This is a genomic window from Sphingobacterium hotanense (assembly GCF_008274825.1).
Lineage (GTDB): Bacteria > Bacteroidota > Bacteroidia > Sphingobacteriales > Sphingobacteriaceae > Sphingobacterium > Sphingobacterium hotanense.
Map to the genome: position 1 here is coordinate 1,347,343 of NZ_CP030848.1, position 14,319 is coordinate 1,361,661.

7 protein-coding genes, 2 tRNA genes and 3 rRNA genes are annotated in these 14,319 nt (G+C 44.5%); 10 read left to right on the forward strand and 2 right to left on the reverse strand.

Going from position 1 to position 14,319, the window contains the following annotated elements; all coding sequences use genetic code 11:
* Positions 1 to 636 precede the first annotated feature (636 nt).
* The 10 genes from DSM08_RS05625 (at position 637) to DSM08_RS05670 (ending at position 11,564) form a co-directional block, all read left to right on the forward strand.
* Positions 637 to 2,165, forward strand: a 16S ribosomal RNA gene (locus DSM08_RS05625).
* Positions 2,166 to 2,285: 120 nt separating this feature from the next.
* Positions 2,286 to 2,362 (forward strand) — tRNA-Ile (locus DSM08_RS05630).
* Positions 2,363 to 2,375: 13 nt separating this feature from the next.
* A tRNA-Ala gene (locus DSM08_RS05635) sits at positions 2,376 to 2,449 on the forward strand.
* Between the two features lie 225 nt (positions 2,450 to 2,674).
* Positions 2,675 to 5,556, forward strand: a 23S ribosomal RNA gene (locus DSM08_RS05640).
* A 95-nt stretch (positions 5,557 to 5,651) separates the two neighbouring features.
* Positions 5,652 to 5,763, forward strand: a 5S ribosomal RNA gene (gene rrf / locus DSM08_RS05645).
* The 16S, 23S and 5S rRNA genes sit together here with 2 tRNA genes alongside, the layout of an rRNA operon.
* Positions 5,764 to 5,940: 177 nt before the next feature.
* Positions 5,941 to 6,306 carry an ISAon1 family transposase N-terminal region protein gene (locus DSM08_RS05650; protein ID WP_149525245.1) on the forward strand — a complete coding sequence of 122 codons (366 nt, stop codon included), beginning with the start codon at positions 5,941 to 5,943 and terminating at the stop codon, positions 6,304 to 6,306.
* A 28-nt stretch (positions 6,307 to 6,334) separates the two neighbouring features.
* On the forward strand, positions 6,335 to 7,270 hold the full coding sequence (locus DSM08_RS05655) for an ISAon1 family transposase (RefSeq protein ID WP_223110908.1): 936 nt from the start codon (positions 6,335 to 6,337) through the stop codon (positions 7,268 to 7,270).
* Positions 7,271 to 7,684: 414 nt separating this feature from the next.
* On the forward strand, positions 7,685 to 8,635 hold the full coding sequence (locus DSM08_RS05660; RefSeq protein WP_149525247.1) for a TIGR01212 family radical SAM protein: 951 nt from the start codon (positions 7,685 to 7,687) through the stop codon (positions 8,633 to 8,635).
* 109 nt (positions 8,636 to 8,744) lie between these two features.
* Positions 8,745 to 9,971, forward strand: a complete 1,227-nt coding sequence (locus DSM08_RS05665) for an IS110 family RNA-guided transposase (protein WP_149525248.1) — start codon at positions 8,745 to 8,747, stop codon at positions 9,969 to 9,971.
* Positions 9,972 to 10,337: 366 nt separating this feature from the next.
* Positions 10,338 to 11,564: an IS110 family RNA-guided transposase gene (locus DSM08_RS05670; RefSeq protein WP_149525249.1), complete on the forward strand. Its 1,227-nt coding sequence runs from the start codon at positions 10,338 to 10,340 to the stop codon at positions 11,562 to 11,564.
* A gap of 383 nt (positions 11,565 to 11,947) precedes the next feature.
* Here DSM08_RS05670 and DSM08_RS05675 read toward each other — a convergent pair whose 3' ends face one another.
* Positions 11,948 to 12,415, reverse strand: coding sequence for a pyrophosphohydrolase domain-containing protein (locus DSM08_RS05675; RefSeq protein WP_149525250.1), 468 nt, complete (start codon positions 12,413 to 12,415; stop codon positions 11,948 to 11,950).
* A 68-nt stretch (positions 12,416 to 12,483) separates the two neighbouring features.
* Positions 12,484 to 13,926: a pseudouridine synthase gene (locus tag DSM08_RS05680; protein WP_149525251.1), complete on the reverse strand. Its 1,443-nt coding sequence runs from the start codon at positions 13,924 to 13,926 to the stop codon at positions 12,484 to 12,486.
* Between the last annotated feature and the right edge of the window lie 393 nt (positions 13,927 to 14,319).

The window sequence follows — 14,319 nt, forward strand, 5'->3', positions numbered from 1 at the left end:
TGACCCAACGCAGTCCCCTTCCAAGCTCCTTTCAACCCTCCATTTCCCTCCACAATCCCCCGCAACCGTCCTTTCCTACCTATTTCTCGATAAATTATTGCTCACATTGCTAGCGAGTTACGCTGTTCCGCTAAAAATATTCGTTTGCAGGTCTTGGAAGTATGGTCAATTTGTCCCTATCTTTGCACCACTCCGCAAGGGAGGGACGGCCGAAACGGCCATGACATCGGGAAGGAAAGAGCAGGATCTGCAGGGCTGAAAAGCACTCAGGATCCACCTCAAAAAAAAGCCTCAAAAAATATTTTAAAATAAATTTTGCAGATTAAAAAAAACCTTCTACCTTTGCAGTCCCAACTACGGGGAACGGCTGAGAGCGCAAGGCTCGAAGCTGATAAAACTGAAAGTTTGAGCGCCACGGAAACAAGGCGCACAACATAAGAGAAGCGGAAGCGTGATGCGGAAGCGAAAAGTTCTTTAAGAAATAATGATCATGTAGCGCAGCGAGTAGACGCAAGTCGAAAGTTGAACAAGAAGATTTTTAGAAATCAATTCAACCAGATCGGAACCAGGGAAACAGATATTTAAATAAAGACAATTCTATTTATTATAAATAGTCTTGATCTTACACTTCATTTTACAATGGAGAGTTTGATCCTGGCTCAGGATGAACGCTAGCGGCAGGCCTAATACATGCAAGTCGAACGGGATCCATTTGTTAGCTTGCTAACAGATGGTGAGAGTGGCGCACGGGTGCGTAACGCGTGAGCAACCTACCCATATCAGGGGGATAGCCCGAAGAAATTCGGATTAACACCGCATAAGACTACGAGATGGCATCATCAAGTAGTTAAATATTTATAGGATATGGATGGGCTCGCGTGACATTAGCTAGTTGGTGAGGTAACGGCTCACCAAGGCGACGATGTCTAGGGGCTCTGAGAGGAGAATCCCCCACACTGGTACTGAGACACGGACCAGACTCCTACGGGAGGCAGCAGTAAGGAATATTGGTCAATGGACGGAAGTCTGAACCAGCCATGCCGCGTGCAGGATGACTGCCCTATGGGTTGTAAACTGCTTTTGTCGAGGAATAAACCTATCTACGTGTAGATAGCTGAATGTACTCGAAGAATAAGGATCGGCTAACTCCGTGCCAGCAGCCGCGGTAATACGGAGGATCCGAGCGTTATCCGGATTTATTGGGTTTAAAGGGTGCGTAGGCGGCACTTTAAGTCAGGGGTGAAAGACGGCAGCTTAACTGTCGCAGTGCCTTTGATACTGAAGTGCTTGAATGCGGTTGAAGACGGCGGAATGAGACAAGTAGCGGTGAAATGCATAGATATGTCTCAGAACACCGATTGCGAAGGCAGCTGTCTAAGCCGTTATTGACGCTGATGCACGAAAGCGTGGGGATCGAACAGGATTAGATACCCTGGTAGTCCACGCCCTAAACGATGATAACTCGATGTTTGCGATATACAGTAAGCGTCCAAGCGAAAGCGTTAAGTTATCCACCTGGGGAGTACGCCCGCAAGGGTGAAACTCAAAGGAATTGACGGGGGCCCGCACAAGCGGAGGAGCATGTGGTTTAATTCGATGATACGCGAGGAACCTTACCCGGGCTTGAAAGTTACTGAAGGATGCAGAGACGCATCCGTCCTTCGGGACAGGAAACTAGGTGCTGCATGGCTGTCGTCAGCTCGTGCCGTGAGGTGTTGGGTTAAGTCCCGCAACGAGCGCAACCCCTATGTTTAGTTGCCAGCATTTAAGGTGGGGACTCTAAACAGACTGCCTGCGCAAGCAGAGAGGAAGGCGGGGACGACGTCAAGTCATCATGGCCCTTACGTCCGGGGCTACACACGTGCTACAATGGATGGTACAGCGGGCAGCTACATAGCAATATGATGCCAATCTCGAAAAGCCATTCACAGTTCGGATCGGGGTCTGCAACTCGACCCCGTGAAGTTGGATTCGCTAGTAATCGCGTATCAGCAATGACGCGGTGAATACGTTCCCGGGCCTTGTACACACCGCCCGTCAAGCCATGAAAGCTGGGGGTACCTAAAGCATGTAACCGCAAGGAGCGTGTTAGGGTAAAACCGGTAATTGGGGCTAAGTCGTAACAAGGTAGCCGTACCGGAAGGTGCGGCTGGAATACCTCCTTTCTAGAGCCTGATTCCGGCTCGTCTGCGCAACATTTGATCGTTAAAACAAGAAACACATTAGAAGAAAGTACCTGCCCAGCGTAAGTTGGCATGGTATCTTGAGAAGATGAGAATTAAGCTAGTCCCGTAGCTCAGTTGGTTAGAGCACTACACTGATAATGTAGGGGTCAGCAGTTCAAATCTGCTCGGGACTACCATAAGACACACGATGGGGAATTAGCTCAGCTGGCTAGAGCACCTGCCTTGCACGCAGGGGGTCAACGGTTCGAATCCGTTATTCTCCACGAGTCATCGAAGATGACAGATGTGAGACATCAGACAATAGACATCAGAGGCCTTTATGGCGCTCTAGGTCTACGATCTAATATCTGACATCTATTATCTAGCGAAGACAAAGAGTTCTTTGACATATTGGAAGAAAAGAGACACAAGAGAAGACAACAGAAGCTTTTTCTACTTGTAGAATAAGCGAAAGCAACCTATCACTTAGCAAAAGGGGTGATAGTGTGAAGAAAGTAAATAAGGGCACACGGGGGATGCCTAGGCTCTCAGAGGCGATGAAGGACGTGATAAGCTGCGATAAGCTGCGGGGATTGGCAAATGCGATTCGATCCGCAGATTTCCGAATGGGGCAACCTAATATACTGAAGGTATATTGTATAATACGCGAACGCGCCGAACTGAAACATCTAAGTAAGCGTAGGAGGAGAAAATAATAATGATTTCCCAAGTAGTGGCGAGCGAACGGGAAAAAGCCCAAACCTATATTGTTACGGCAATATGGGGGTTGTAGGACCACGACATTGTACTGTGCTATGAACTGGAAGCAGGTGGGAAACTGCGCGATATGGGTGATAGCCCCGTACAGGTAAAGAATACAGGCATAGTGGTATCCTGAGTACCGCGGGACCGGAGAAATCCTGTGGGAATCTGCCAGCACCATCTGGTAAGGCTAAATACTCCTGAGAGACCGATAGTGAACCAGTACCGTGAGGGAAAGGTGAAAAGAACCTCGAACAGAGGAGTGAAAAGAACCTGAAACCGTGTGCTTACAAGCGGTCGGAGCGGACTTGTTCCGTGACGGCGTGCCTTTTGCATAATGAGCCTACGAGTTACTCTTGTCCGGCAAGGTTAATTGATTAAGTCAAGGAGCCGAAGCGAAAGCGAGTCTGAATAGGGCGCATAGTCGGATGAGGTAGACGCGAAACCTTGTGATCTACCCTTGGGCAGGTTGAAGGTGCGGTAACACGTACTGGAGGACCGAACCGATAAACGTTGAAAAGTTTCCGGATGACCTGAGGGTAGGGGTGAAAGGCCAATCAAACTGGGAAATAGCTCGTACTCCCCGAAATGTTTTTAGGAACAGCGTCGGCATTGAGTCTAGCAGAGGTAGAGCTACCGATTGGGTGCGGGGGAGTCAAATCCTACCAAATCCAGACGAACTCCGAATGCTGTTAGATATGGCCGGCAGTGAGGCTTTGGGTGCTAAGGTCCAAGGCCGAGAGGGAAAGAACCCAGACCATCAGCTAAGGTCCCTAAATGTAGTCTAAGTTGAACTAACGAGGTCCGGTTGCCCAGACAGCTAGGATGTTGGCTTGGAAGCAGCCATTCATTTAAAGAGTGCGTAACAGCTCACTAGTCGAGCGACCGGGCGTGGATAATAAACGGGCATCAAGATTACTACCGAAGCTATGGATTGCAATTTATTGCACTGGTAGGGGAGCATTCTATAGGGGGCGAATCCGCAAGGTGACTTGTGGTGGACTTTATAGAAAAGCAAATGTAGGCATAAGTAACGATAAGGCGGGTGAGAAACCCGCCCACCGAAAGACCCAGGTTTCCTGATCAACGCTAATCGGATCAGGGTTAGTCGGGGCCTAAGGCTCATCCGAAAGGAGAACGCCGATGGACAACGGGTTAATATTCCCGTACTGTTGATGACTGCGATGTGGTGACGGAGTAGTGACACTGCCGCGAACTGACGGAATAGTTCGTTGAAGGACGTAGGTATTGGACCGGTAGGCAAATCCGCCGGTCTAGCTGAAATCTGATAGTACAGCAAACCCTCGGGGGCGCTGATAGTGCAGGTAAGCAGACTTCCAAGAAAACCCGCTAAGCTTCAGGTTATCAACACCCGTACCGCAAACCGACACAGGTGGTCGAGGAGAGAATCCTAAGGTGCTCGAGTGAATCATGGCTAAGGAACTCGGCAAAATGGCCCTGTAACTTCGGGAGAAGGGGCGCTTCCTCCAGTGATGGAGAAGCCGCAGTGAAAAGGCCCAGGCGACTGTTTAGCAAAAACATATGGCTTTGCGAAATCGAAAGATGAAGTATAAGGCCTGACACCTGCCCGGTGCTGGAAGGTTAAGAGGGGATGTCATCCGCAAGGAGAAGCATTGAATCGAAGCCCCAGTAAACGGCGGCCGTAACTATAACGGTCCTAAGGTAGCGAAATTCCTTGTCGGGTAAGTTCCGACCTGCACGAATGGTGTAACGATCTGGGCGCTGTCTCAGCCATGAGCTCGGTGAAATTGTGGTATCGGTGAAGACGCCGGTTACCCGCAACGGGACGGAAAGACCCCATGAACCTTCACTATAGCTTAACATTGAAATTGGGTACAGGATGTGTAGGATAGGCGGGAGTATGTGAAGCGGTTTCGCCAGGAATCGTGGATACAACCTTGAAATACCGCCCTTTCTGTATTCGGTTTCTAACTCGGCTGTGCCGAGGACATTGTTTGGTGGGTAGTTTGACTGGGGTGGTCGCCTCCAAAAAGGTAACGGAGGCTTTCAAAGGTAAGCTCAGTACGCTTGGTAACCGTACGAGGAGTGCAATGGCATAAGCTTGCTTGACTGTGAGACCTACAAGTCGACCAGGGTCGAAAGACGGACATAGTGATCCGGTGGTTCTGTATGGAAGGGCCATCGCTCAAAGGATAAAAGGTACTCTGGGGATAACAGGCTGATCTCCCCCAAGAGCTCATATCGACGGGGAGGTTTGGCACCTCGATGTCGGCTCGTCACATCCTGGGGCTGGAGAAGGTCCCAAGGGTTGGGCTGTTCGCCCATTAAAGTGGCACGCGAGCTGGGTTCAGAACGTCGCGAGACAGTTCGGTCCCTATCTGTTGTGGGCGTTGGAAGTTTGAGTGGATCTGACCTTAGTACGAGAGGACCGGGTTGGACGGACCGCTGGTGAACCTGTTATGCCGCCAGGTGTACGGCAGGGTAGCTACGTCCGGGATAGATAAGCGCTGAAAGCATCTAAGTGCGAAACTAGCCACGAGATGAGACTTCCTTATAGGGTCGTTGTAGATGACGACGTTGATAGGTCATAGGTGTAAAGGTTGAGAGACCAAAGCCAAGTGATACTAATAGCCCGAAGCTTTCCAATGCAGATAGTCTGTTGTCCTCTCTCTTTTTGAATCTTTTCTTCCAATAACATGTCAATGTTGTTACTTGCAAAGTGCAGGTTCAACAAAAAGATATTCAGGTGCCTATATCGGCGGTGTCCACCTCTTCCCATTCCGAACAGAGAAGTTAAGCCCGCCAGAGCCGATGGTATTGCCGTAACAGGTGGGAGAGTAGGTCGGCGCCTATTTTTATACGAAAAGCTCGTTATCGAAAGATGACGGGCTTTTTTGGTATTTAGACTGCGAGATTTTGGACATTAGATATTAGAGTAGGGCGCCGATAGGGCGCCTTTCTTTGGATCATGTACAAAAGTTGTGGAGGGGATAAAAAATAATTAGATATTTGTGCTTTGATATTTATACAGATGCACGAATCTTTCAACGCTTTAATGCCCTTAATTATTCCCGAAGGAGTTTCCGATTATTTTGAGATGACCCACTATTCCAAAGAAGAAAAAAGACTGGATATCTTTCTGGAGGAAGTCAATACTACACCTGAAGAATATCAAGGCCAGAAGTTGATTTCCAAGGGGTTTTTCGAACCCGTTACCCTTCAAGATTTTCCTATCCGTGGCATGCAGGTCTATCTTCATGTCAAGCGCCGCAGGTGGCTCAACCAGGATACCGATAAAGTAGTCTACAGAAATTGGGAACTAGTAGCCAAAGGGACGCGCATCACACAGGATTTCGCAGCTTTTTTAAAAGGTATCAGCGGACAACCAGGCTCATAGCATTCAGACCATCAGTTCATTCTATGGGATATCAGCCAGTAAACTAAGGAGATACTACCGCAATAAACTGAGCGGTTTCCAGGATTGGGAGCATCGCGAAAATGCGCGAGATGGATTGATCTTCCCACAGAATGTCAGCGGCCATCTTTCTATTGACGAGACCTGCCTATCCCATGGCGAGCTCTATACCGTTGTCACCAATAAAGAAGCACGGGGCAAAAAAGGGACTATTGTAGCCATACTGAACGGGACAAAATCAGAGAACATTATCCCGATCCTTCAAAAGATCCCACAGAGATTACGAAATAAAGTTCAAGAGATAACGCTTGATCTAGCCGGTAATATGGGATTGATAGCCAAAAGATGCTTTCCCAATGCTGTTCAGGTAATAGACCGTTTCCATGTTCAGCAACTTGCTACCGAAGCGCTTCAGGAAATAAGGATAAAGCACCGCTGGCAGGCCATTGACGATGAAAATCAGGCAATTGACCAAGCACGAAAGAATAAAGAAACCTATTTTCCGGAAGTCCTATCCAACAGTGACACCATCAAACAGTTACTTGCAAGAAGCCGATACCTGCTTTATAAAAGTGAACATAAATGGACTTTGGAGCAAAGAGAAAGGGCTGCTGTACTCTTTGAGCGATATCCTGATATTGAAAAGGCGTACAGGCTATCCCAAGAACTCTCTTGGATATTCAACACCACCATAGATAAGATCTACGCTTTTACTAGGTTGGCAAAATGGGCGGATAAAGTGGAACAGGCCGGCTTCAAGTCATTCAACACCGTCTCCAGAACCATAAATATCCATCACAAAAAAATATTGAACTACTTCGACAACAAGAGTACAAATGCTTCAGCAGAATCTTTCAATGCAAAGATAAAAGCTTTCAGAAGTCAATTTAGAGGTGTAGGTGACATTAATTTCTTCCTGTTCAGATTGACCAAATTATTTGCGTAATCCACAGGTTTTGAAACTGATCCCTTTCTTTGTGAGTTGCTTTTGCGTGAAGGGGAAGGATTGGTAAGGAAAGATGATTTTTTGATGTTTGTCTTGAACAAGGAAAGGAAGGATTTAAGGATTGGCGGGATCATGCTCATCTTTTAATCCTTCCTTTCTTTGTTCAGAAACGACTCCTTTTTTTCTTTCAACATGATCCTGTTTATCCTTGCATCCTTCCTTTCCTGGTATTCAAAACAAAATTCCCTTTCTAAACCAAAAGTTCAGACAGCATGTCTAAAATCTTATGTCTAATATCTAATCTCTATTAGAGATATCCAGAGAAGCCATACTCTATTGTCTTATATCTAGCGTCTAATATCTAATAACTCTTATATCTAAAGTCTAAAATCTAATTCATACCTTTGTACCCTTATGGCGACGCAACTAGATAATGGAGTTAAACCTTATAATCACTATGGTGCTTATTTGAAGGAGAAGTATAATGGGCAGCGAGTGTTCAAGGTTATTGTGGATGGTAATTTTACTTGTCCTAATCGGGATGGTTCGAAGGGATATGGCGGATGTACATACTGCAATGTAGACTCTTTTACACCAGATACGGCTCGCAAGATTCCATCTATCAGAGAGCAAGTGGAGAACGGGATTGAGCGGGCTCGAAATAGTTATGGTGCTGAGAAGTTCATTATTTATTTTCAACCAAACACAAACACTTACGCACCTACGCATTTACTGAAGATGATGTATGACGAGGCTTTAAGCATATGCCCGGAACATACCCTGGGGCTTTCGGTTGGTACTCGTCCTGATTGTCTTGATTTCGAAAAGATAGCTTTGTTGGAGAGTTATACTCATCGCTATGATGTTGACTTAGAGATGGGCATGGAGTCTATCTACAACGATACACTAGAGCGGATTAATCGCGGATGCTCTCACGATGAATTCTTGTCTACTATGAAGATGCTAGAGAATACATCTTTAGAGCTATGTGTGCATACGATCTTTGGATTCCCTTGGGAGACGGAAGAGATGATGCTTAAATACGCGGAAGAAATCAATAAACATCCGAAGATTAAGTTTGTTAAATTACATCACTTACATATTGTTGAGGGCTCCATCATGGGCGTTAAATATAAGCGAGAGCCATTCCACTTATTTAGCATCGAGGAGTATACAGAGTTCCTGAGCAAGTTTATTCCGCTTCTGCGTCCGGATATCATCATTCAACGTATTTTCGGGATTGCAGACAAAGAACTGTTAATTGCACCCAATTGGGGATTCCCGAAATCCGGTATTCAGACGAAAATTGATAAAGGTTTAGAAGAAAGAGGAGTGAAGCAAGGTTCAGCTTACTCATTATCATAAAAACATTCATGATACTCGGGTATCACCAACAGCCATGAAAGTCACGGGCTCATAGTCCCAATAGGCATTTAGCCAAAACGGTATCTTAGTACCAATAAATATAAGACCTATGGCTGTCAGCGGATTACCCTTTATTCTTGATCGTGGCTGTGGACTGGATGTCCATAAAGACACAGTAGTTGCTACCATTAAAGGTAGTGATTTTGATACAGAGACAAAAACCTTCTTAACTTTTACGGATGACCTGTATGATTTAGTGCAATGGCTTCAATCCCATTCCATTACACAGGTTGCCATGGAGAGCACCGGTGTTTACTGGCGACCGGTTTACGCGGTTTTGGAAGATTACTTTCACATTTTGTTGGTCAATGCCCGCCACATCAAGAATGTTCCGGGGCAGAAGACCGATAAGAAGGATAGCGAATGGATCGCCAAACTGCTTCTTTCCGGTCTACTGAAGGGTAGCTTCATTCCAGCACAACATATCCGGGAGCTCAGGGAGCTCTACCGACATAGACGCAAGCTGATCGCGATGCGGACTGCAGAAAAGAACCGGTTGCAGAACATCCTTGAATCTGCCAACGTCAAACTGCGGAGCGTGGTCAGCGACGTATTCGGTGTAAGCGCCATGGAAATGGTCCGATCCATGGCTAAAGGTCAGAGCGATCCTTTGCTGTTGGCAAGCATGGCCAAGGGTTCACTGGTCAAGAAACACGCAGAACTGATTAAAGCACTTACTGGCAAGGTCACAGATCACCACCGCTTCATGTTGACCCTTATACTGCAATCCATCGATCATATCAATCTACAAATAGCACAATCAGAGGCTCAGATGGAACAGTACGCAAGGATCATGTATCGGGAGCTGGAACTACTGGAGACTATTCCGGGAGTGTCTTCCAAAGTAGCATTAGGAATCGTCTCAGAGATCGGTACGGACATGACCCAATTTGCAACACATCAGAACCTTTCCTCATGGGCTGGTGTTTGCCCGGGCAACAATGAGAGTGCAGGAAAAAAGTATTCCTCCAGAACAACACATGGAAATAAGTATCTCAAGACGACGCTCGTAGAGGCCGCATGGGTAGCTTCTAGATCCAAGGCCAATCCCTTACTTGCAGTCAAGCATCACCAGATCGCTGCCCGAAGAGGACATAAGAAGGCGACAATAGCCATTGCACATAAGATATTGACCGCTGCATACCATGTGCTGAGGGACATGGAACCCTATCAATTACATCCCCAGGATATAAAAATACTGGAAAATAGAAGACTTAAAAGAATTGACAGATTACAGAAACAATTGAGTACCCTGAAGAACACGTCTTATAAATAAAAGATCGACCTTTTTTTGGTGGTTAGACTCCCCGTGAAAAAAACTGATAACAGACGTTTAAGAACCAACAGTTGATGCCTTTAGAGCTCGAAGAAAAAATTATACTCTTGTTTTTAGTAATAAAGTCCTTTTTTTGATCAAGAAGAATACTTAAGAAACAGAAACAAAATATTCCAGACAAAAAAATAGACCCTTGAACAATCACTGGTCTGATTTTTTATTGGTTTAGATTGAAAAAACAACAATAACTTTCAGAAAAACATTCATGATACTCGGGTATCACCAACAGCCATGAAAGTCACGGGCTCATAGTCCCAATAGGCATTTAGCCAAAACGGTATCTTAGTACCAATAAATATAAGACCTATGGCTGTCAGCGGATTACCCTTTATTCTTGATCGTGGCTGTGGACTGGATGTCCATAAAGACACAGTAGTTGCTACCATTAAAGGTAGTGATTTTGATACAGAGACAAAAACCTTCTTAACTTTTACGGATGACCTGTATGATTTAGTGCAATGGCTTCAATCCCATTCCATTACACAGGTTGCCATGGAGAGCACCGGTGTTTACTGGCGACCGGTTTACGCGGTTTTGGAAGATTACTTTCACATTTTGTTGGTCAATGCCCGCCACATCAAGAATGTTCCGGGGCAGAAGACCGATAAGAAGGATAGCGAATGGATCTCCAAACTGCTTCTTTCCGGTCTACTGAAGGGTAGCTTCATTCCAGCACAACATATCCGGGAGCTCAGGGAGCTCTACCGACATAGACGCAAGCTGATCGCGATGCGGACTGCAGAAAAGAACCGGTTGCAGAACATCCTTGAATCTGCCAACGTCAAACTGCGGAGCGTGGTCAGCGACGTATTCGGTGTAAGCGCCATGGAAATGGTCCGATCCATGGCTAAAGGTCAGAGCGATCCTTTGCTGTTGGCAAGCATGGCCAAGGGTTCACTGGTCAAGAAACACGCAGAACTGATTAAAGCACTTACTGGCAAGGTCACAGATCACCACCGCTTCATGTTGACCCTTATACTGCAATCCATCGATCATATCAATCTACAAATAGCACAATCAGAGGCTCAGATGGAACAGTACGCAAGGATCATGTATCGGGAGCTGGAACTACTGGAGACTATTCCGGGAGTGTCTTCCAAAGTAGCATTAGGAATCGTCTCAGAGATCGGTACGGACATGACCCAATTTGCAACACATCAGAACCTTTCCTCATGGGCTGGTGTTTGCCCGGGCAACAATGAGAGTGCAGGAAAAAAGTATTCCTCCAGAACAACACATGGAAATAAGTATCTCAAGACAACGCTCGTAGAGGCCGCATGGGTAGCTTCTAGATCCAAGGCCAATCCCTTACTTGCAGTCAAGCATCACCAGATCGCTGCCCGAAGAGGACATAAGAAGGCGACAATAGCCATTGCACATAAGATATTGACCGCTGCATACCATGTGCTGAGGGACATGGAACCCTATCAATTACATCCCCAGGATATAAAAATACTGGAAAATAGAAGACTTAAAAGAATTGACAGATTACAGAAACAATTGAGTACCCTGAAGAACACGTCTTATAAATAAAAGATCGACCTTTTTTTGGTGGTTAGACTCCCCGTGAAAAAAACTGATAACAGACGTTTAAGAACCAACAGTTGATGCCTTTAGAGCTCGAAGAAAAAATTATACTCTTGTTTTTAGTAATAAAGTCCTTTTTTTGATCAAGAAGAATACTTAAGAAACAGAAACAAAATATTCCAGACAAAAAAATAGACCCTTGAACAATCACTGGTCTGATTTTTTATTGGTTTAAATTGAAAAAACAACAATAACTTTCAGAAAAAAAAGAAGAGGATGAATGATCATCCTCTTCTTTTTTTATGATATGCAGGTCGACACGCTGTCGATAAATGATTCTATCCGTAATACTCATTCGAAAGATTACGATATCATACCCTATATTTTACTTATCTTTCAATAATAGACTTTAGATCAGCAGGCGAATATGCAATTGATTTCAAAGTCTTGTCATCGCCTTTGCGGAATACTAAGAACTTGCCGTCAATTTCTTTGTAATAGGATTCCACGCCTTTTGCGCGGTAGTGTTCTTGGGTTGCTACAGCTTCCTCTACCGTCTTACAAGCTTTGCTCATATTCGAGCGCTGCACTTCATTAAACAGATCGTTAAACTTTTCAGCAAGTCCAAATTCTAAAATTGCGCCCGATAATACGTATTGAATATCAGCTAGAGCATCTGCAATTTCTACGATATCTTTATCATCAATAGCCTCTTGAAGTTCTTTCAATTCCTCTGCTATCAAGGATACCCGTAGTTTACATCTTGTTTCTGAAGGGATTGTTGGCGAATCTAAAATCGGATGTTGAAATGTTTTATGAAATTCTGCAACCGATGTTAAACACTTTGGATCTGTCATAATGTTTTTTGTTTTTTTAAAAATACGAAAAGTGGGGAATAAAAAAGACGCCATTTGGCGTCTTCTTCTTATTTCATCAAATGTTTCAATTGAACAACTTCTTTTTCTTCTAGATATCTCCAACGACCACGCGGAAGATCCTTTTTCGTTAAGTTTGCATAAACTACACGGTCAAGCTTTACGACCTCGTATCCTAATGATTCAAAGATACGACGTACGATTCTGTTTTTACCGCTGTGGATCTGAATACCGATCTCACGTTTCGAAGCTCCTACAACGAAGCTAAGATCGTCTGGTTTGATAAATCCATCCTCCAACTCAATACCGAACTGAATTTTGTTGAAATCACCTTGTGTTAAGTTCTTGCTTAACTCAACTTGATAGATCTTGCTGATGTTGTTTCTTGGGTGAGAAAGTTTCTCAGCCAAATTACCATCGTTAGTTAACAACAATAAGCCTGTTGTATTTCTATCTAAACGTCCAACCGGGTAAATACGCTCTTTTGTCGCTTTCGAAACCAAGTGCATTACCGTTTTACGTTCTTGCGGATCATCAGTAGTCGTGATATAATCTTTTGGCTTATTTAAAAGTACATAAACCATTTTCTCACGCTTCAAACGCTCATCGTTATATCTGATTTCGTCTTTTGCCGGGTCAACTTTTGAGCCTAATTCAGTAACTACTTCACCATTCACGCTGATTACCCCTGCTTCGATCAACTCGTCAGCTTTACGACGAGAACAAATGCCTGAGTTTGCAATGTAACGGTTCAAACGGATTAGTCCGTCGTCGTTAGCATCTGCTTGGAATTTTCTGTCAGGAGAAGCAGATCTTCTTGCTCTTCCATCGTTACGGTCGTCTCTGCGGTCATCTCTACGATCGCGGAAGTCTCTATTTTGGTCACCATCTTCGAATCTTCTAGATGGGCGTCTATCGCCATAGCCTTTATCGTCGTTGCCAAATCTAGGTTTCCCGAATTTACGGTCGCCTGATGGCTTGCTAAACTTGCCATCACGAGATGGTCTGTCAAATTTATTGTCTCTAGAAGGTCTATCGAATTTATTATCTCTAGCCGGTCTATCAAACTTGTTATCTCTGCTCGGTCTTTCAAATTTTCCGTCTCTACTTGGGCGGTCAAATTTGTTGTCGCGAGAAGGTCTGTCGAAATTACCGTCTCTGCTTGGGCGGTCATATCTATTGTCGCGAGAAGATCTGTCGAAATTGCCATCTCTGCTCGGACGGTCGAATTTATTATCTCTGTTAGGTCTTTCGAATTTGTTGTCTCTATTCGAGCGGTCGAACTTGTCATCGCGATTTCCTCTTTCGAATTTGTTATCGCGTGATCCTGATTTGTCGAATTTGTTGAATTTGCGGTCCTGGTCTGGTCTACCAGATTTAGAATCTCTTGAGGAGTTAAAAGATGATCTTTTATCCCCGCGGAAGCTATCTGAGTTGCTTCTTGGTTTTTTGGAGTTGTCCTCTCGACTGTTCCTGTTGCTGCTAAATGGCATAATTTTAAAAAAATTGAGCCACAAAGATAGTTAATTTTTTGATACAGGCGAAGCAATATATTTATTGCTGCATTAATGTTAGATTGAGAAGACAATTCTTGGCTGGCAAATCTTATAAGATACAGAAATACTTTTAATAAAAATAATTTATAATCCAAATTTTTCAAAAAATGTTACAATTTATTAATATTCAACAAATCCGTTTAAAGTTGTCTAAACAATGATTTTACAAGGTTTTAACTTTTCTTAACGTGCTATGCGATTGTAACTATTTGGCGCATAGCTCTGTTTTGCCTTATCTTTGAGGCTGTTTTTTTAACCAAGCTATTTTTTGATCGATTTGATATCGTGGATAGGGTAGCAGTAAGGGAATAAATGATAAAAAAAAGAGTA